Genomic DNA, 19,816 nt, shown 5'->3' with positions numbered 1-19,816 from the left:
TTTCCCTCGCCGCCGCCGCCGTGCGTCACGAGAGGCGCACCTCGCTCGTCCTTGATGCAGGTGCAGACGAGGAATCGCGGGAGGCAAGGATGCTGAATCACGGACTCGGGCGCGTCGTCGCGGCGGCCCTCCTGGCGGCCGGCCCGGCTTTTGCCGGAGAGGCCGCGGCGCAACTCATTCAGATCCGCACAGTGCCGGTGGCCACCGGCGACCAGTTTCTGACCACGCCCTCGGCGAACTTCGGGATCGCGGGCCTCACGTATGCGGTGGACGACTCCATCGCCGACGGCTGGTCGAACCCGGCGAAGGGCGCGCTTTTGTCCGAATCTTCGCTCCTGAGTGCTCCCGCCTACTACGGGATCTCCGACGGGGGCGGAGCCGGGTTGACGTTCCCCATCACGGGACTGATCAGGGGTGAGAACTGGTTCGGGGGCGTTACGGCCGCGATGCAGGACATCGACGCCGATGGCGACCGCCGTTTCTGGACGGCCGACCGGCTGTCCGATGTCTCGACGCGCAACCTGTATGCAGGGGGCTTTGTGGGCCGCAGGCTCGGATCCGGTGCATGGTCCGTCGGAATCGGCGCGAGCGTTGCCAACCTCCAGGCCATGGGTGGCGTGGATCGGCTCTACGCGGGTGCAGATCGGATCGACCAGTCGGGGTCCGTGCGCGACGTGAGGCTCGGAGCCTACCGCGAGTCGGGCCGCGACCGCGCTTCCGCGGTTCTCGTCCACAACGCGGTCTCGATGACCCACGACGTGACGTACGCAGACGTATCGTGGGTGCAGCCGAATTTGTTCGTCCCTCCCGAGCGCGTGGTGTCGCTGACCACCGATACGAATCTGGATCGGACGCGAACCTGGGGGCTGCAGCTCGCATGGGATCGCCGTTTGAGCGCACCCGGCTGGCGCATCGGCGCTTCCATGACGGCCAACCGGAAGTCACACCCCAAGATCCCCAACTACAACATTCAGAACATCCCCCGGGATCCGGGAAACAGCCTCGCGTGGGAACTCGGGCTCGGCGTCGCGCGCTCGCTCAACCGCACGACGGCAGGTCTGGATGTCGCGCTCCAGCCGATTTGGAGCGACACGTGGCAGGAGGCGGAGGAAGCCACGGAAACGGCGAACGGCGGCACGATACCCGCGGGCGGCAAGACGATCGAGAATCGTTTCTCCTTCCTGAACCTTCGGCTGCGCGTGGGCGTCGCGCACGAGTTCGAGAAGGTGGGACTGCGGATGGGTCTCGAGGGCCGGTCGTACGACTACACGCTCGAGCAGACGAACAACGTCGAGGACGCGTTCAGGACGCAGGACGAGTCGTGGATCGAATGGACGCCCGCGGCGGCCGCCGTCTTCCGGCTGGGGACCGCGGACCTGCACTACGGCGTGCGCCTCACGACGGGCACCGGCCAGCCGGGCGTGGCGAGCGAGTTCGCCGCGAACAGCCCGGACAGCGGAGGCGGTGAATTCGTCGTCGCCCCCGAGGGGCCGTTGACGCTGGCGGACGCCAGGGTGCTCACCCACCAGTTCTGGGTGCGCATCCCGATTCGCTGACCTTCGGCGGCGTCAGGGGTCGATTTCGAGGTGATCGACCAACAGGATGTGGCCCGGAGGGCCCCAGCCGTCGAGCGAGATCCGATCGACCCCGAGCGGAGCCTCAATGCTCACGCGCTCGGCCCGGAAGAGCGAGCGCCCTCCCGGGCGGTAGGTCGCCGTCGCCGACCCCGAATCTTTTTCGGAGACGTAGCGCGTGTCCGGAGCATGTACCCGAGCCGAGGCCGGCAGGCGTTCGCCGCCGCTCCAGGCGATCACCTCGAAGTCTTCGATGAGGTCGGGGCCGAAGAGCGTGAACGTCACATTCCTGGGACGTCCGGGGAAATCGAGGTGGATGACGCCGACTTCCAGACCCTGGTCTCCCGCGAGCGGGAAGCTCAGCGCGTGCATCGACGCGTTCCGGGGCAGGTATCCGCGCGCGTCGAGCACATGAGGCCGGGTGGCGTCCGCCGTGTAGGAGTCGAACGACACTACGACGCCCTGTTCCCGCCATTCCTCCGCCACCGCGGAGTTGGAGGCGACGGGCCGGCCATCGGCGTACGTCTCGAACTCGATCCGCTCGTACCGTCCGCTCGCGAGAGGGCCAGTTCGGGAGGACGGAGCGTCGGCTTCTTCGCCGCCTCCCGGCGCGTCCGCGGCCGCGGGCGGAGCTGAAGGCGGCGGAGCCTCGCGGAGCGCGGGCGCTTCCGCCGGACGTGGGGGCGCTGGTTCGATATCCCACCGAAAACGGAAACCGGCGGAGCGCAGCCCGGTCCAGGCGGCCACGCCGGCGACCCCGACCACGGTGAGGACGGCCAGGCCGCGCAGTACCCGCAGCGCGAAGGGCGGACGGCGCGTCCGCGCCTTCGTCAGGCCTCGACGACGCCGAGCTGCGGCCACGTCTCCCACCGGCCGCGGGTGAAGTCGGGAAAGTCGACCGGCCGGCTCCGCTCCGCCACGGACTCCTCGCTCACGGCGCACACGGCCGACAGCGCCGCGGCGTCGTACACGTTCATGTCCGTGGGCAGTCCCTCGCGCAGGCACTTGATGAGCCGGTAGTCCTCGAGATAGTCCATGCTGCCATGTCCGCGACCCGCCCCGGCCCCGGCCATCTCGCGCCACAGCGGGTGCTCGAACTCCTCGACGTAGTCCTCCGCCTCGTCCCACCGGTGTCCCTCGCTGCGGCCCTCGACGTACACCCGCTCGGGATAGCCCTGGAAGAGGCCCCGCGTCCCCTGGACGAGGTGGATCCGCGAGTACGGGCGAGGGAGGTTCGTGTCGTGTGAGACGTAGATCGTCCGGCCGAGGACGGTCTTGATGAGGGTGACGTTCACATCGCCGAGCGAGAAGGTCTCGTCACGCTCGGGCGCCCCCTCGGGGAAATGTTCGCGGGCGAACGCCTGAAGCCCGCGTGACGGCCCGCTCATCGAGACCGCGTAGTCGAAGCGGTCTCCGCGGTTGATGTCCATACAGTTGGCGATCGGCCCCAGCCCGTGCGTCGGATAGAGGTTGCCGTTCCTCGTTTTCGAGTGTTCCCGCCGCCACAGCCCCTCGCCGGTGTCGGCGAACTTGATGGCGCGCAGGTCGTGCAGGTATCCGCCCTCGCCATGCAGGATCTCGCCGAACAGCCCGAGCCGCACCATGTGGAAGACGAGCATCTCCCAGCGGCCGTAGTTCACGTTCTCCATCATCACGCAGTGCCGGGCCGCGGCCTCGGCGGTCTCTACCAGGCGCCAGCAGTCCTCCATCGTGTAGGCCGCCGGAACCTCCGTCGCCGCGTGCTTCCCGTGCTCCATCGCGGCCACGCAGACGGGCACGTGCCAGCGCCACGGCGTGGCGGTGTAGACCAGATCGATATCCTCCGCCTCGCACATGCGGATGAAGTCCGTTTCCCCGCGTGTGTAGAGAGTCGGGTCCGGGCCCCCGGCTTCGAGCACCCAATCGCGCGCACGCTCGGCGTGCTCGGGCCGGATGTCGCAGAGCGCCGTGAGTTCCACGCCCTCGATGTCGAGGAGATTGCGGACGTGGACCGAACCCATGCCGCCGATCCCGACGAAGCCGACCCGCACCGTCTCCATCGGCGGTGCCGAGAAGAGCGCCTCGGGCGCCGCGTCATCGTTCCCGGACCGTGCCGGTCGGCTGCCGGCCTCGGGCCCGCGGCAGCCGCCGAGGACTGCCGCCCCCGCCCCCAGGGCACCCAGCCTGAGCAGCGTTCGCCGGTCGACGCCCGCAGGTGTCATCTCGCCGGAGTCGTTCGATTCGCGCTTCGTCGGTTCCATCTCCACCGTCCATCTCAATGATCCGGGGTTTGCCCCGGGCTGCCGGACGTGACATATGGAATCCAACTTCGGAGCGGTGGGGAGCGGATCGCAAACATGAGGCCATACAGGACGAATCGAATGTCACGCGCGGCGACCGCGGCCGGCGTCGCGGCCATCCTGTGCCTGTCATGCGACCCGGCGCCGACGAGCCGGGACCGGCTCCTCGATGCCGCCGCCGCCATCCGGCGGCTTTCGAGCCTCGCATACGAGTACGCGTACGAGGGAACCGGGAACTCCGCGGGCTCCTACTCCGGGAGGGTGCGGCTGCTCAGGGCCGAGGGCGAGCCCCCGATCTACTGGGCCGAGCTTCGGCCGTCGCCCTCATGGACCCCCGCTCCGCAACCGGGCGAACCGCCGGCCGGCGACCCGTCCGCCGAGGCGCCCGCGCTCATCGTGTCCGGGGGAGGCGACTACGTCGCGGCCCGCGACGAGGCGCTGGCCCGGTTCAGTCACGGGACGATCTCGGGGGGCTCCGGCCATCTCGTGGCCAACGCCCCGTTCGCAGTGCTCTCGGCGTTCACGGATCCGCAGCCGTTTCAGGCGGAACTCGCGAGCGGCCTGGAACTCGTGAGCCGGGAGACGATCGGCGGCGTCCTGTGCGATGTGCTGCGCGGAACGACGACCGAGTTCGGACCTGCGCAGGTGTGGTGGCACATCGGGGTCGAGGACGACCTGCCCCGCGCCTTCCGCTGGGAGGCGGCCGACGGGAGCGGGGCCCTCGCGTTCGAGATCCGGAGCATGCTCGTCGATCTGCCGCTCACGCCCGATCAACTCGCGATCCGCATGGACCTCCTCGACTCGGCGAGCGGGGAAGTCGTTGACGAGGACGCGCGGCGGATCGAACCCGGCGTTCCGGCGCCCGACTGGACGCTCGAAACGGACACGGGCTCGCCCCTCCGCCTCTCGGACCTGCGCGGGGACATCGTCGTGCTGAGTTTCGGGGCAAGCTGGTGCGCCCCCTGCCGGGACCTCGCCGCCGCGTACGCCGCCCTTCCGGAGCGGTGGACGGCACCGGGCGTCCGGTTCTTCAACCTCAACGCGTGGGAGAGCCCCGAGGTCGATCCCGGCCCGACCGTGGGCGAATGGGGACTCGACGCGCCCCTCCTCCAGCGCGCGGAGCGGATCGCCCACGACTACAAGATCGCCTCGGTGCCGGCCCTCATCGTCGTGGATGCGGCGGGAGATATCGCGCTCGTTCGGAACCCCACGCTCGCGGATCCGGAGGCCCAGGCCGGCGAACTCGAACGGACACTCCGGACCCTCCTCGACGGGGGTCCCTGACCACCCGCCAGCGGGCTGGCCCTACTTGTCGATCGGCAGTCCGCTCGGAACCGTCGCCGGGGCCAGGTGGGACAGGTCGCGCGCCGCGTCGTCCGTCAGCGACTCGAGGAAGGCGACGAGGTCGTCCGCCTCCGCATCCTCGAAGCCGATCGGGATCAGGACCGTGTCCCGTGTCGTGAGGATCTCGTCGAAGTTGTTGAGCAGCGTGCCCCGCAGTTCGGGGTCCACCTGCGACACGTCGTAGTCCCGGAGCCGGGTGTCGATGCTGTCGTAGTGGACGACGATCGCCTTCAGCGTGGCGAACTGGCCGGCGTGGCCGTACGGCCCGGTGAGTTCGACGTTCCGCATCGGCGGCGTCTTGAAGAGCCGCCGGTGCGCCGGATCTCCCGTCACCCGCTCGCGCCCGAAGTCGTCGTTCCCGCCCGGCCCGTCGCCCAGCCCGGGGCCGATCTGCGGGATGGCCGCGTTGTGGTGTTCGTTGTTGCGGTCGTCGAACTGGTCGGTCTCATGGCACAGCATGCAGCGGATCGTCATGAAGCTCTTCGCGCCGCGCAGCGCCGAATCGCTGAGCTGGTCGTTGTCCCCCTTCAGGAACCGGTCCCACGGGGTGTCGATGAAGGTGAGTTCGGCCACGTAGAAGCCCGCGATCGCGTTCGCCGCGTGCGCGAAGGACATGTCGTCGAACGTCGTGCCCGGGTACGCGGCCTCGAACAGCGTCCGGTATTCCTCGATTTCCCCGAGCCTCGCCATGAGCGCGGCCCACACGCCGGTGAAGTCGTCGTCGGCCAGCGCCGCCAGTTCGTTGTCCTCGCCGAAGCCGCGCATCTCCTTGCGCCGCAGCACGGGGATCATGGGCTGCGCCGAGAGCGCGCCGAACTCGAACACCGCCTGCATCTCGGGCGTCAGTTGATCGCCCGCTTCCGTCGAGATCGATCCGTCCTCCAGTTCCTCCACGAACCCGTCCCAGAAGAACTGCGTCGAAAGGTGGAGGTTGAAGATGGCGGGCGAGTTGCGCGGGATGAACTCGCCCTCGGGGTGCGTCCGGTTCGGACCCAGCCCTCGTCCCCCGACGCCGATCGAGAGCGACCGGCCGTCCCCCATCGCGAAGCTGGGCAGGTGGCAGGTCATGCAGGAGATGTCCCGGTTCCCGCCCAGAATCCGGTCGAAAGCCAGCGCGCGTCCCAGTTCGACGAGTTCGGGGCGCACGGGAGGAGGAGGCTCGAGCGGGTCGAGGTTCCGGTGGTCCGCGAGGAGGCGCACCGTGTCGATGAGCATCGCCCGCACGACCTCGGGGGGAGGCGGCGGCGGGGGCGGCGGCGGTGCCGGCGGAGGCGCGGGCGGTACAGGCGGCGGGACCGGGGGCGTAACGGAGCCGTCCCCACAGGCGGCAAGGCCGACAAGGAGTCCCGTGGCCACGAAGGCGAGCGCCTTCCGAGTGCGATTCAGCATGCGGGAGATATATGCACCGGGGTCGCGAAAAGCTCCCGTCAGGGGCTTTCCACGGTGATTCGCACATCCATCATGTACTCGTGGTAGCGGCAGAAGAACACGTACTCGCCCTCGATCCTGGGACGGTATTCCCAGATCGTGCCGGGCCGCAGATCGTCGCTGTCCTCCGCGTTCGCGCCTTCGGGGACCTTGCTGAACTCCACCCGATGGATGTTCGTGCCGTTCTGCGTCCATGTGATGACCGCGTGCCGCTGGACCGTCACGTGGGCTTCCTGATCGTGATTCCCGTCGGGATCGACGAACGTGTCGTCCTGGATGTCGAAGTTCGCGTCCGACCCGAAAGGCGCTTCCACCCGGGTCGGCGGGGGCGGGGGCGGCGGCGGGGGCGGGGGCGGCCCGACGGGCGGAGGCGGCGGAGCCGGAGGCGGCTCGACGGGCGTGCCGACCGGGCCCTCGCCCGAACCGCCACCCCCGCAGTTGAGGGCTACGCCCATCGCAAACAGCAGGGCTGGCCAACGACCCTTCATTCAAGACCCTCCTGGGGGTACCGCGCCCACGATCCGACCTGAAAAAATGAAACGGCCCGCGTGCCTCAGGCAAGCTCCGCCGGCTCGCGAGCGGCCCCGGCGTTGCTGCGGGGCCCGATCCGTTCAAGATTCGCCGGCATGCGAACCCTACCCGATATCCGCCCTGTGACGCCCGTCATCGGCGCCGAGGTCGATGGCGTGGATCTCGCCGCCCTTGATGATGACAGTTTCGAGACCATCCGCGATGCGCTGATGGCGCACTGCGTCCTCTTCTTCCGGGACCAGGACATCTCCATCGAGAGCCAGAAGGCGCTGGGGGCCCGGTTCGGCGAACTCGTCGAGCACCCCAACGAACCCGGCATCGAAGGACATCCGGAGGTGTTCCGGATCCATGCGGACGAGAACTCGCTGCGGGCGACGGGAGAGCGCTGGCACTCGGACGTGTCGTGCGACCCCATGCCGCCGATGGGTTCGATCCTGCGCCTGCACACGGTGCCCGGGAGCGGCGGCGACACGCTGTTCGCGAACATGTACGCCGCCTACGAGGCGTTGTCGGACCGCATGAAGGCGCTGGTCGATGGCCTCACGGCGGTCCACGACGGCGGCCCGTTCTACCGTGAGGTGAACCGGCTCATCGGGCGCGACGACGGGGGCCGCTCGTACCCGTCGGCGGAGCACCCCGTCGTCCGCACGCACCCCGTGACGGGGCGGAAGGCGCTGTTCGTGAACGAGATGTTCACGGTCCGCATCGTGGACCTCCCGCGGGGCGAGAGCAGCGGGCTGCTCGACTTCCTCTACCGGCACGTACAGCGGCCGGATTTCCACTGCCGCTTCCGCTGGCGCCCGCACTCCGTCGCCTTCTGGGACAACCGCTGCACGCAGCATCACGCGATCTGGGACTACTTCCCCGCCGTGCGCTCCGGCTATCGCGTCACGATCCGCGGCGAACGCCCCGTCTAGAGTCAGGAGTTCGGACCATGCTGAAACGCACCCCGATTTCGCTCATTGTTCTTGCTACGGCGGCGATTCTCGGGGCCTGTAGCGGCGCCGACCCCGAATCCTCACCCGGGGAGGCGACCGGCGCGCCGGCCCTCGCGATCGTCGGCGCGACCGTCGTCGATGGCTCAGGCGCCGAACCGGTGCCCGACGCGACGGTGGTGGTCCGGGGCGGGCGCATCGAGTCCGTGGGACCGTCGGCGGAGGTCGAGGTTCCGGCGGACGCCGAGGTCCTGGACGCGGCCGGGAAACACCTCGTCCCCGGTCTAATCAACGCGCACGGCCATGTGGGCGCGACCCTCGGCCTCGAGGGCGGGCACTACTCGCGGGAGAACGTCCTGCGCCAACTGCGGCTGTACGCAAGCTACGGCGTCACCACCGTCGTGAGCCTCGGTGGGGACGAGCCCGCCGGTGTCGAGGTGCGCGACGAACAGGACGTGCCGTCGCTCGACCGGGCCCGGCTCTACGTGGCGGGTGCCGTGGTGGCGGGGATCACGCCGGGGGCCGCGCTCGAGATGGTGCACGGGAACGCGGCGATGGGGGTCGACTTCATCAAGATCCGGGTCGACGACAACCTCGGCAGCACGTACAAGATGACGCCGGACGTGTACGGGGCGGTGGTCGAGGGGGCGCACGAACTCGGGCTTCCGGTCGCGGCGCACCTGTTCTACCTCGAGGACGCGCACGGGCTGCTCGACGCCGGGGCCGACTTCATCGTGCACAGCGTCCGCGACCGGGACGTGGACGACGCGCTTGCGACGCGGCTCATCGAAGCCGGTGTCTGCTACTCGCCGACGCTCACGCGCGAAGTCTCGACTTTCGTGTACGAGAGCGAGCCGGAGTTCTTCTCGGATCCCTTCTTCCTTGCCTCCGCCGAGCCGGCCGTGCTCGAAGCCCTGCGCGCCCCCGAGAGCATGGCGCGCTACCGCGAGAGCGAGTCGGCCCAGCGCTACAAGGAGGCGCTCGCGCAGGCCCAGGAGAACCTCGGCGCGCTGTCCGACGCCGGCGTGACGATCGCGATGGGCACGGACACCGGTCCGCCCGCCCGCTTCCAGGGCTACTTCGAGCACATGGAACTCGCGCTCATGGCGGAGTCCGGCATGTCGCCCATGGAGATCCTCGTCGCCTCCACGGCCGACGCGGCGCGCTGTGCGGGGCTTGAAGGTGTCGGCACGATCGAGGCCGGCAACTGGGCGGACCTCATCCTCCTCAATGCGGATCCCCTGGAAGGCGTCGAGAACCTGCGCGCAATCGAATCCGTCTGGATCGCCGGCAACGAGGTGCCGTCGGTCTCCGGCTAGCCCGGGCTCCGTTCGCGGAGGTCGATGATCGGGGTGGCGTCTTCGGGGATCGTTCCCGGCTCGACGGTGCGGACTTCCACGCGGAGCCGGGTTACTTCGCGGAGGCGGGCGGCGAGTTCGTCGAGGTCGGGCAGTCTGTCCCCCCTGGGCTCGATGGAGACCGTGAGGATGTCGCGATGGTCCTGCTCCGTGACGGCCCCCTGGTAGCGCCGGACGCCGGGGGCGCCGACGAGGGCTTCCGCCAGTTGCCGCGGATGGACGAACATGCCGCGCACCTTCACGCCTTCACCGGTCCGGCCCAGGAAGCCCGCCAGCCGGGGGGAGGTCCGCCCGCAGTCGCACGCGTCCGGCCGGAACGCCGATAGGTCGCCCGTGCCGAAGCGGACGAGCGGGTAGACCGGGTTGGCGCTCGTGACGACGACCTCCCCCGGCCCGCCGGGCTCGCACGGCTCGCGCGTGCCGGGGTCCAGCACTTCGACGACGATGCCCGGCGCGACGTGCCACCCGTCCTTCGCTTCGCATTCGTAGCCGATGGCCCCGGCGTCGGCGGTCCCGTACGCCTGGAAGACCGAGACTCCGTGGCCCTCCTCCAGCAGCCTGCGGAGATCGTGGGGCAGGGGCGCGCCGCTGACGAGCGCCCGGCGGAAGGTGGACCGGATGCCCTCGTCGCGCCCGCGGTCGAGCAAGGTCAGGAGGAACTGCGGCGTCCCCACGTAGCCGGCGGCACCAACCTGCGACGCGAAGGCCGCCTGGGCCGACGTGTTCCCCACCCCACCCGCCACGACCACGCACCCCACGGCGCGCAATCCCGCATCCATCATGTGACCGCCCGGGGTCAGGTGATACGAGAAGGTGTTGAGCACCACGTCGCCGCGCTCGAATCCTGCCGCTCGGAACGCCGGGGCCATGCGCCAGTAGTCCGAACGCTGGCCCTCGGGGTCGTTGATCGGGCCGGGGGACCGGTGGATGCGCCGGAGGACACCGAGATCCACGCCCAGCATCCCGCCGAAAGGCGGCTGGGCCGCCTGCAGGTCCGGCAGGTCATCCTTGGCGAGGACCGCCACTTCCCGCAGCCCGGCCATGCCGCGCGTTTCCGGGTGGGCGATCCCGGCCGCCCGAAGGCGTACGCCGGCTTCTCCGCTGCGCTCGAGCGCCAGGCGGACGGCCGCGTCCGCCAGCGCATCCTGCGCCGCATCCCAGTCGGGTGGCGCTTCCGCGGCATCCACGGGACGACGCCGCGCCGTGCTCACGACAACCACCGCTTGCGGCGGCGATAGTGCTTCACGTCGCGATAGGAACGGCGTCCGATCTCGCTCAGACCGAGGTAGAACTCGCGCACGTCCTCGTTCTTCCCCAGTTCCTCCGCTGGCCCCTCCAGCACAACACGGCCCGACTCCATGACGTACCCGAAGTCCGCGACGGAGAGGGCGAGGCGCGCGTTCTGCTCGACGAGAAGAATGGTCGTGCCCTCCTCTTCGTTGATCCGCCGGATGATGCCGAAGATCTCCTGCACGAGAATCGGCGCGAGCCCCAGCGACGGCTCATCGAGCAGCATGAGCCGCGGGCGGGCCATGAGCGCGCGCCCGAGGGCGAGCATCTGCTGCTCGCCGCCCGACAGATAGCCCGCCCACTGGCGCTTCCGTTCCGCCAGCCGCGGAAAGTACCCGTAGACGCGCTCCAGATCCGCCGGCACGCCGCCGCGGTCGCGTCGCGTGTGCGCGCCAGCGAGCAGGTTCTCGTGCACGGTGAGGTGCTCGAACACGTGCCGCCCCTCGACGACCTGGAAGATCCCCCGACGCACGATGCGATCGGCGGGAAGGCCGTGAATCTCGTGTCCGTCGAAGCGGATCGATCCGTCCGTGACCTCGCCGTCCTCGACCTTGAGAAGGCCTGAAATCGCCTTGAGCGTCGTCGTCTTGCCGGCGCCGTTGGAGCCGAGGAGGGCGACGATGTGCCCTTCCGGCACTTCCAGGGAGAGTCCGCGCAGGACGAGGATCACGTCGTCGTAGAGGACCTCGACGCTGTTGAGTTCAAGCAAGGCGCTCACCGAGCTCAAGGGGCTGTGAGGACTTCCGTCAGCGGGGTCCATCTTCCGTCTTCGGCGCGGAAGAGCCGGAGCCCCTTCGACCCCCGGTGGTCGCTGGGCGTGAAGGTGAGCGGCGGGCCGGCGCCGCCCGTCTCGAGCCCGTCGATCGTCTCCAGCGCCCGCTTGATGTTCTCGCCCGTCAGTTCCTCTCCAGAATCGAGCACCCGCCGGATCCCCTCGACGAACACCGCCATCGTCCACCACCCCTGCGTGTACGCGTTCGTCTTGTCCCCGTAGTCATCGTCCCGGGACTCGAGATAGTCGCGGATGTCCCGGATCCCCGGCACGTCGGCCGTAAGCGGCGCCCAAGGGATCGCCCCGACCACCCCTTCGGCCGCGTCCTCCGCGAGCCTCCACAGGAGCGCGTTGGCGCACCAGTTCAGGCACACGAAGGTGGCGTCGATCCCCAGTCCCCGCGCGTTCCGCAGGGCCACGGCCGCCGGCGCGGAGGTGTTCTGGAACACCACGTACGTCGCACCCGACTGGCCGATGCGGGTGAACTCCGCCGTGTAGTCGGTCGCACCGCGCGGCATCTCGTAGGGCGTGACGTCGACGCCGATCTCCCGCGCGTAGTCCTCGCCCCCCTGCATCCAGGGCGACAGGCCGAAGGGACTCGCGTTGTGCATGAACGCGACCCGCGCGTTCCCTTCCCCGCCGTTCGCCCGGTGGTCCTCCGCGATCCAGCGCAGCACGATCCTGAACTGGTCGCTGTAGCTCGTCGCCACGAGGAAGTTGTAGGGCGATTCGTGCGCGTCGCCGAGCACGTGCGAGAGGGAGGCCGACGAGAACGGGATCCGGTCCTCGGTGATGCGCAGCCGGAGCGCCTCCGTGTCGCCCGTCCCCCAGCCCATGAAGATGAGGGCGCCCTCCTGCACGAACTGCGTGTACAGCTGCTCGGCCCGGTCGACCTGGTAGCCGTAGTCCTGGTAGATGAGCCGGATCGGCCGCCCCCCGACGCCGCCGCGCGCGTTGAGCCACTCGACGTGCCCCTGCACCGCTTCGGCGTAGTCGATCCCCACATCGGCCGTCGGACCTGTGAGGTCGAAGATGGCCGCGATCAGGATCTCGTTTTCCGCCCGCTCTCCCGAACCCCCGCATGCGGCGAACGCCAGGGACAGGGCCAAACAAACCGCGACGGCGGCGGTGAAAGCGGATCGGCTGCGGCGCATATCCGGAGACCTCTTCCTGTTCTTGAAGCCTGCCGACTTCGGAGCGATCAGCGGCCCTCTCCGCGGCGGTACGCGAAGGGCCACACGTAGAAGTAGTCTTTCACGTTGCGCCACAGTTTGGACAGGCCCTCGGGCTCGAACACGAGGAAGAGGATGATGACGAGCCCGAACGCCGCCTGCTGTACGCTGGGCAGGAGGGCCGCGACCGCGGGCGCCGACTGCTGCAGTTCCCGTCCCGCCGTCGCGATCATGGCGGGAAGGAGGGTGATGAGCGCTGCCCCGAACAGCGAGCCGCGGATCGTCCCCAGTCCTCCGACGATGATCATGGCCAGGTAGAGGACGCTGGTCTCGAGTGTGAAGCGCTCCCACGAGATGATGTTGCGGTAGTACGCCGTGAGGGCGCCGGCGAGCCCCACGAAGAACGACGAGGTCGCGAAGGCGAGGAGCTTGGTTCCGAACACGTTCACGCCCATGACGCTCGCAGCGATGTCCTGGTCGCGGACGGCGACGAACGAGCGGCCGATGCGCGAGCGGAAGAGGTTCGCGGTGAAGAGCGCCGTGACCCCGGCCAGGGCGATGCCGAGCCAGTAGAAGCCGAAGTCCGTGTTCAGACGCTGCCCGAAGAGCCGCGGGGCCGGGACGACGACGGCTTCGACCCCTCCGGTGAGCGCGGGCCAGTGCGTGACGACCCACTCGACGATCTCCTGGGCGGCGAGCGTGGAGATCGCGAGGTAGAGCCCCTTGAGCCGCAGCGACGGGAGGCCGAAGAAGACGCCCACCGCCGCCGTCGCGAAGCAGGCGGCCACGATGCTCACGCCCCACGGCAGGCCCAGCCTCAGCGTGAGGAGCGCGGAGGTGTACGCGCCGACGGCCATGAAGGCGCCCTGCCCCAGCGAGACCTGACCGGTGTAGCCGACGAGGATGTTGAGGCCCAGCGCGCCGATCGTGGCGATCGCGATCTGGTTCGCGAGGTTGAGCCAGTAGGGCGACGCGAGGAACGGGAAGACGAGGAGCGCCGCCATGAACAGCCCGAGCCGGAGGCGCTCCGCCGGCACCCGCCGGAGCCCCATGTCCGTTCGATAGTCCGTGTGAAAGACGCCGCTCTCCACGCGATTCTCCTATACGCGCTCGATGATTTCTCTGCCGAAGAGTCCGTACGGGCGGACCATGAGGACGACGATCAGCACGACGTAGGGGACGATGAGGTTGAGCCCATGGCCGATGTAGCCGCCCGCGTAGAACTCCAGGAGGCCGATGATCGCGCCCCCGACGACCGCCCCGCGGATCGAGTCGAGTCCGCCCAGGATCACGACCGGGAAGACGCGCAGGCCGATCTGCGCGACGTTCGGGGTCACGCCGACGATGTTGCCGAGCATGATCCCGCCGATGGCGGCCGTCACCGCCGCCAGCGCCCACGCGGTCGCGAACACGCGCGGGATGCTGATTCCCATGCTGAGGGCGGCCTGCTGGTCGTCCGCGATGGCCCGCATGGCGATCCCGCTCCGCGTGTGCCGGAAGAAGAGGGCGAGTCCGGCGAGCAGCGCGAGCGCCAGCGGGATCGCCACCAGGCGGTCCGCGCTCACGACGGCCGATCCGAGCATCACTTCGCCCTCGGGCAGGAAGGACGGGAAGGTGCGGGGCTGCGGTCCCCAGATCGCGTGCACGACCGCGCGCAGGACGCTCGAGAGGCCGATGGTGACCATGATCATCGAGATGATGGGCTCGCCGATCAGCGGTCGGAGCACGGTGCGCTCGACCGCGACACCGATCCCTGCCGCCACGAGCATCGTCAGCAGGACGCCGGCGGTCCACGGGAGCCCGATCTGGACGAGGGAGAAGAAGATGAGATAGGTCCCGAACAGGAGGAGGTCCCCCTGCGCGAAGTTGATGACGTCGCTCGCCTTGTAGATGATGACGAAGCCCACCGCGGCGAGCGCGTAGATCATGCCCGTGCCCAGGCCGGCCACCGTGAGTTGCAGGAACTGGTCCACGGTCACTTCGCTCCGTCGAGCCGCTCGATCCGCAGATCGTGCTTCACGCGGGCCGTGCGGCCATCCTGGTAGGTGATCTCCATCTCCACGGTCACGGAATCATCCCCCCCGTACAGCGCCTCGATCAGGGACCCGAAGCGCTCGGCCACGAAGCGGCGGCGCACCTTCCGGGTCCGCGTGAGTTCGGCGTCGTCCGCGTGCAGCTCCTTGTGCAGCAGGAGGAAACGCCGGACGCGGGCCGCTTCGGGCACGTCCCCGTTCACCGACTCGACGTGCGCCCGCACCAGGTCGTAGACCTCGGCCTTCTGCGACAGGTCCGTGAACGTCGTGTAGGCGAGCTGGCGCCGCTCCGCCCACTGGCCCGCGTTCTCGAAGTCGATCGCGATGATCCCGGCCACGTACGGGTGCTCGCCGCCGAACACCACCGCCTCGCTCACGTAGGGGCTGAACTTGAGCAGGTTCTCGATGAACTGGGGTGAGAACGTCGTCCCGTCCGCGAGCGACATCACGTCCTTCAGCCGGTCGACGACGACGAGGTGGCCCTCATCGTCGAAGTACCCCGCGTCGCCCGAGTGCAGCCAGCCGTCCACGAGCGTCTCGCGCGTCGCCTCCGGGTTCTCGAAATACCCCTGGAAGACGGCCGGCCCGCGGGTCAGGATCTCCCCATCCCCCGCCACCCTCACATCCATCCCGGGCAGCGGCTCCCCGACCGTCTGGTACCGGATGTCCCCGTCCCGGTGCAGCACCGAGATCCCGGCGACCTCCGTCTGCCCGTAGATCTGCTTCAGGTTCACGCCCAGCGCGTGGAAGAAGCGGAACACGTCCGGCCCGAGCGCGGCCCCGCCGGTGTAGGCATCGCGCAGGTGCCTCAGGCCGAGCTGGTTCTTGATCGGACGCATCGCGACCGTCTCCGCGATCCCTCGCCGGAAGCGCCGCCAGACGCCGGGCGTCCGCCCCTCGAACGCGTCATCGGCGGCTTCCCCGCCGACCCCCATGGCCCACCCCTGGATGCGGCGCTTCAGCGGCGTCGTGTCCTCCACCATCACCTGCACCTCGGAGACGAGGTTCTCCCAGATGCGGGGCGGCGAGAACATCACGCGCGGCCCGACCTCGCGGAGGTCCTGGCGCACGGTGCCCGGTTCCTCGGGAAAGTTCACCGGGAAACCGACCAGAACGTGGCGGGAGACGGTCATCATCTGCTCTCCGATCCAGGCGAGGGGGAGGAACGAGACGAACTCGTCCTCCGCCTCCATCGGGTCCACGTCCTGCAACTGAGCGGCCATGCTGAGCAGGTTCGAGTGCGAGAGCACGGCGAGCTTGGGCTTGCTCGTCGTCCCCGAGGTCGTGCACAGGAGCGCGGGATCGTCGGCCCGAACCGCCCCCAGGGCGGCCGTGTACTCGTGCGGCATCGCCTGGTCGTGCTCGGCCCCGTGCCGCTCCACATCCGGAAAGGCGAGAAGCCCGGGCGCCTCGTAGCGGCCCAGCCCGCGCGGATCGTAGTAGATGATATGCTCGAGTCCGGGCAGCGCCTCGCGAACGTCGAGCACCTTGTCGACCTGCTCCTGGTCCTCCGCGACCACGATCCGCGCCCTCGAGGCCGCGAGCAGATACTCCAGTTCCGTGGCGACCGCGTCCTGGTAGAGGCCGAGCGGCAGCGCCCCGAGCGACTGCGCCGCCAGCTCGCTGATGACCCATTCGGGACGGTTGTCGCCCACGATCGCGATCCGGTCGCCGCTCTCGAGACCGAGTTCGCGGAGCCCCATCGCGAAATGACGCACGCGCTGCGCGTATTCGGCCCACGTGATGCTCTGCCAGATCCCGAATTCCTTCTCGCGCATGGCCACGCGGTCGCCGCGGTTCGCCGCCTGCAGCCGAAGGAGCCCCGGCAGGCTCCCGTCCACGAATCCGATGCTCATGCCTCGCTCATGCCTCGCTCATGCCCCGCCCACGAGACGCCTTCGGCCGCGGTTTCCCCGTGGCCCAGATACGCCTCGATCACGCGAGGATTCGCGCGGACCTCGGCCGGTGAGCCCTCGGCGATGACCTGCCCGAACTCGAGCACGATCACGCGCTCGGAGATGTCCATGATCACGTCCATGTCGTGATCGATGACGACCGGCGTCGTCCCCCATTCCTCGTGCACGTCGAGGATGAAGCGGGCCATCGACTCCTTCTCCTCGGAGTTCATCCCGGCCAGCGGTTCGTCGAGGAGCAGGATCTCGGGGTCGAGCGCCAGGGCGCGGCCGAGTTCCACGAGCTTCTGCTGTCCGTAGGGGAGGTTGCCGACGACGGCGTGCCGGATCGGCTCCAGGTTGAGGAAATCGATCACTTCCTCCACCCGCATGCGGTGCCGGATTTCGCGGCGCCGCTGGGGACCCCAGAAGATGCCGCCCGAGAGGACCCCGCCCCGCATGTGGACGTGGCGCCCGAGCATGATGTTGTCGAGCGCGGTCATGTGCTTGAAGAGTTCGATGCTCTGGAAGGTGCGCGCGACGCCGAGCCGGGCGATCCGGTGCGGCTGCAGGCGGTGGAGCGCATGCGACCGGCCCGAGGCGTCCCGCAGCACGATCGCGCCCTCCGTGGGCCGGTAGAGCCCGGAAACGCAGTTGAGCACGCTCGTCTTGCCCGCCCCGTTCGGGCCGATGAGCGCGAGGAGTTCGCCGCCGCGGATGTCGAGGCACACGTTCTCGAGCGCCGTCACGCCCCCGAAGCGGAGGGTGACGCCGTCCAGATGTACGGTGGCTCGGCCGTCGGGCTCGTTCATGTCGGCGCCTGCCGCGGCTCGGGACCGTTCGGGAGAACCCCGGGGGAAAACGGGAAGTAGTTGACGAGCGGGCCTCCGGCAATCCTTATGAACATATGATGCGTCCCCGACCGCGCTCCGCCCCGATCCTCGCCGCCGCGCTGACCGCCGTGCTCGCCGCCGTCGCCGTGACGGGCATGACGGCGCGATCCGACTCGCCGCCGGACGCGGCCGCCGGGGAGGCGAGTGCTTCGGCCCTCAGCGAGCGCGCGGCGGCGCGGGACCGGCTCCTCGAGCGCGAGCCGGGGCTGGCCCAGGCCGTGTCGGAATGGGGCCACGACTTCTACTTCACCCGCGCCATCTACTCGAGTTTCCGCGGGTGGGGACGGGGAGGGGGACGCTGGGCCACGGATTTCCCAAAGGCGGACCGCCAGTTCCTCTTCATCCTCCATCGCCTGCTCACGATGCTGGACCTGCACGAGTGGGAGAACCCGATCTCGCTCGCAGACCCCGAACTGCGCCGCTTTCCCTTCCTCTACATGCTCGAGGTCGGCTACATGAACCTCTCCGAGGCCGAGATCGAGGGTCTCCGGGGGTACCTGGAGGCGGGTGGATTCCTCGTCGTGGACGATTTCTGGGGAGAGGAAGCTTGGTCCAACTTCGAGTACCACATGTCGCGCATCCTGCCCGGCCGCCGGATCGAGCCGATTCCGATGGACCACCCGATCTTCCACCAATTCTACGACATCGACGCCGTCATCACGGTCCCGAGCGTGTACAACGCCATGAGGGGCCGGTACGAGGAATGTTGGGGACCTTGCACGCCCACGGTCAGCGGGATCTTCAACGACCGCGGTGAGCTGATGGTCGTCGTCAACCACAACACGGATCTGGGCGACGCGTGGGAGTGGTCGGAGAACCCGTACTACCCGATCGACCGGTCGACCTACGCCTACGAACTGGCCATCAACTACATCATCTACGGCCTCAGCCACTGATGGGGCCGATCTCCCGGCGGCGGTTCGGGAGGCTCGCCCTCGGCATCGCGGGGGCGGCGGCGACCCCTTGGCCGCTCCGCGCCCTGCGGCGCCAGCGACTGCTCGTGGACGGAGAACGGCTCAACCGCCGCCTCGCCGAACTCGCGCGCTTCAGCAGCGCCGGGGAGGGCACGACGCGGCTCGCCTACAGCGACGAGGACCTGGCGGCGCGCGCCTGGCTCTCGGACATCATGTCCGACCTGGGCCTCGAGGTGCACGTGGACCGGGCCGCCAACCTGATCGGACGCCGGCGCGGCACGGACGCCTCGCTCGCCCCCATCCTCCTCGGTTCCCACATCGACTCCGTCCCGGCGGGCGGCAGCTACGACGGACAGGTCGGCTCGATGGGCGCGCTGGAGGCGGTCGCGACGCTCGTGGACGCGAACCGGGAAACTCGGCACCCGCTGGAACTCGTGATCTGGGCCAACGAGGAGGGCGGCAAGACCGGAAGCCGCGCGATCGCGGGCGAGACCCTGCCCTGGGAGGTCGACATCGTCACCGCGAGCGGGTTCTCGATCGGCGAGGGCACGGAGCGCCTGGGCGGCGACCTCACGGACCTGGCCGCAGCCCGGCGGGAGGCCGGCAGCCTGGCGGCCTACCTCGAGCTGCACATCGAGCAGGGGTTCGTCCTCGACCGGGGCGGACTCGACATCGGCGTCGTGCAGGGGATCGTCGGCATCCGCCGCTGGATGGTGACCGTCGACGGTTTCGCGAACCACGCGGGCACCACGCCCATGGACATGCGGCAGGACGCGATGGTGACGGCCGCGCGCATCATCGATGCCGTGCACGTGACGGCGCGGGAACTGCCCGGGCGGCACGTGGCCACGGTCGGCCGCCTGACCGCCGAGCCCGGCGCGCCGAACGTCATCCCGGGGCGGGTCACCTTCAGCCTCGAGATCCGGGACCTCGCCATGACGGACATCGACGCCGTGTTCCGGGCCATCCGGGGGCGGGCCGAGGAGATCGCGGCGGCGGACGGCACGACGGTCTCCGTCGAGCAGTTCTACGAGAGCCGCGCGGCGCCGACCGATCCGCGCCTCCGGGACATCATCGAGGCGGAGGCCGTCGATCTCGGCCTCACGGCGCTGCGCATGCCGAGCGGGGCGGGCCACGACGCGCAGAGCGTCGCCCTGCTGGGGCCGGTGGGGATGATCTTCGTGCCGAGCCGCGACGGCATCAGCCACTCGCCGCTCGAGTTCACGGAGCCGGATCAGATCACGGCGGGGACGAACGTGCTGCTCCGGACGCTGCTCGCGGTCGAGGGGGGGGGGGGGGGGTTTGGGGGGGGGGCGGCCCCCCCCCGCCCGCCCCCGGCGGGGGGGGCCCCCCGCCCGGCCGGCGGGGGGGGGGGGGCGGCGGGTGGGGGCCCCCCCCCCC

The 19,816-nt window shown here is 69.6% G+C and carries 17 protein-coding genes; 6 read left to right on the top strand and 11 right to left on the bottom strand.

Annotated elements, in window-relative coordinates; all coding sequences use genetic code 11:
- The first annotated feature begins 89 nt into the window (after window positions 1-89).
- Window positions 90-1,556: a hypothetical protein gene (locus RN901_RS03430; protein ID WP_310755960.1), complete on the top strand. Its 1,467-nt coding sequence runs from the start codon at window positions 90-92 to the stop codon at window positions 1,554-1,556.
- Window positions 1,557-1,568: 12 nt separating this feature from the next.
- On the opposite strand, the gene RN901_RS03425 is transcribed toward RN901_RS03430, so the two are convergent.
- Together RN901_RS03425 and RN901_RS03420 are read right to left on the bottom strand one after the other, a co-directional pair.
- Complete coding sequence (locus RN901_RS03425) at window positions 1,569-2,435, bottom strand: hypothetical protein (RefSeq protein ID WP_310755958.1); 867 nt, start codon at window positions 2,433-2,435, stop codon at window positions 1,569-1,571.
- On the bottom strand, window positions 2,405-3,814 hold the full coding sequence (locus RN901_RS03420) for a Gfo/Idh/MocA family oxidoreductase (protein WP_310755956.1): 1,410 nt from the start codon (window positions 3,812-3,814) through the stop codon (window positions 2,405-2,407). Before RN901_RS03420 ends, RN901_RS03425 begins: the two co-directional genes overlap by 31 nt.
- Window positions 3,815-3,934: 120 nt before the next feature.
- Between RN901_RS03420 and RN901_RS03415 the strand changes: the two genes are divergently transcribed.
- Window positions 3,935-5,137, top strand: a complete 1,203-nt coding sequence (locus RN901_RS03415; RefSeq protein ID WP_310755953.1) for a TlpA disulfide reductase family protein — start codon at window positions 3,935-3,937, stop codon at window positions 5,135-5,137.
- A 21-nt stretch (window positions 5,138-5,158) separates the two neighbouring features.
- Here the strand turns inward: RN901_RS03415 and RN901_RS03410 are convergent, their stop codons facing one another.
- Both RN901_RS03410 and RN901_RS03405 read right to left on the bottom strand, forming a co-directional pair.
- Window positions 5,159-6,586: a cytochrome c peroxidase gene (locus RN901_RS03410; RefSeq protein ID WP_310755951.1), complete on the bottom strand. Its 1,428-nt coding sequence runs from the start codon at window positions 6,584-6,586 to the stop codon at window positions 5,159-5,161.
- 38 nt (window positions 6,587-6,624) lie between these two features.
- The gene (locus RN901_RS03405) at window positions 6,625-7,113 is read right to left on the bottom strand and encodes a hypothetical protein (protein WP_310755948.1); all 489 of its coding nucleotides are present in this window, start codon (window positions 7,111-7,113) and stop codon (window positions 6,625-6,627) included.
- 138 nt (window positions 7,114-7,251) lie between these two features.
- On the opposite strand from RN901_RS03405, the gene RN901_RS03400 reads away from it, so the two are divergent.
- Window positions 7,252-8,073 carry a TauD/TfdA family dioxygenase gene (locus RN901_RS03400; RefSeq protein ID WP_345782347.1) on the top strand — a complete coding sequence of 274 codons (822 nt, stop codon included), beginning with the start codon at window positions 7,252-7,254 and terminating at the stop codon, window positions 8,071-8,073.
- A 17-nt stretch (window positions 8,074-8,090) separates the two neighbouring features.
- Window positions 8,091-9,410, top strand: coding sequence for an amidohydrolase family protein (locus RN901_RS03395; protein WP_310755944.1), 1,320 nt, complete (start codon window positions 8,091-8,093; stop codon window positions 9,408-9,410).
- Here RN901_RS03395 and RN901_RS03390 read toward each other — a convergent pair.
- From RN901_RS03390 to RN901_RS03360, 7 genes are all read right to left on the bottom strand, one after another.
- A complete protein-coding gene (locus RN901_RS03390) occupies window positions 9,407-10,660 on the bottom strand; it encodes an AMP-binding protein (protein ID WP_310755942.1) in 1,254 nt (417 codons plus the stop codon). The two genes, RN901_RS03395 and RN901_RS03390, sit on opposite strands and share 4 nt — an antisense overlap.
- A complete protein-coding gene (locus RN901_RS03385; RefSeq protein WP_345782349.1) occupies window positions 10,657-11,448 on the bottom strand; it encodes an ABC transporter ATP-binding protein in 792 nt (263 codons plus the stop codon). Before RN901_RS03385 ends, RN901_RS03390 begins: the two co-directional genes overlap by 4 nt.
- Before the next feature lie 14 nt (window positions 11,449-11,462).
- Window positions 11,463-12,620 (bottom strand): ABC transporter substrate-binding protein, encoded by a 1,158-nt coding sequence (locus RN901_RS03380; protein ID WP_310755939.1) that lies wholly within the window; start codon window positions 12,618-12,620, stop codon window positions 11,463-11,465.
- A 92-nt stretch (window positions 12,621-12,712) separates the two neighbouring features.
- Entirely contained in the window at window positions 12,713-13,774 is a 1,062-nt protein-coding gene (locus tag RN901_RS03375; protein WP_310755937.1) for a branched-chain amino acid ABC transporter permease, read from the bottom strand.
- 9 nt (window positions 13,775-13,783) lie between these two features.
- Window positions 13,784-14,656, bottom strand: a complete 873-nt coding sequence (locus tag RN901_RS03370) for a branched-chain amino acid ABC transporter permease (protein ID WP_310789875.1) — start codon at window positions 14,654-14,656, stop codon at window positions 13,784-13,786.
- A gap of 2 nt (window positions 14,657-14,658) precedes the next feature.
- On the bottom strand, window positions 14,659-16,572 hold the full coding sequence (locus RN901_RS03365; RefSeq protein ID WP_310755933.1) for an AMP-binding protein: 1,914 nt from the start codon (window positions 16,570-16,572) through the stop codon (window positions 14,659-14,661).
- Window positions 16,569-17,420 (bottom strand): ABC transporter ATP-binding protein, encoded by an 852-nt coding sequence (locus RN901_RS03360; protein ID WP_310755931.1) that lies wholly within the window; start codon window positions 17,418-17,420, stop codon window positions 16,569-16,571. The genes RN901_RS03365 and RN901_RS03360 overlap by 4 nt, the downstream gene beginning before the upstream one ends.
- Window positions 17,421-17,515: 95 nt before the next feature.
- Here RN901_RS03360 and RN901_RS03355 point away from each other — a divergent pair, with 95 nt between their 5' ends.
- Window positions 17,516-18,397, top strand: a complete 882-nt coding sequence (locus RN901_RS03355; RefSeq protein WP_310755929.1) for a DUF4159 domain-containing protein — start codon at window positions 17,516-17,518, stop codon at window positions 18,395-18,397.
- Window positions 18,397-19,816 (top strand): Zn-dependent hydrolase (locus RN901_RS03350; protein WP_310755927.1); only part of this gene is annotated, 1,420 nt, incomplete at its 3' end. The genes RN901_RS03355 and RN901_RS03350, both read left to right, overlap by 1 nt.

The organism is Candidatus Palauibacter soopunensis (genome assembly GCF_947581735.1).
Classification (GTDB): Bacteria; Gemmatimonadota; Gemmatimonadetes; order Palauibacterales; family Palauibacteraceae; genus Palauibacter; species Palauibacter soopunensis.
This window is presented reverse-complemented; position numbering and strand designations above follow the sequence as displayed.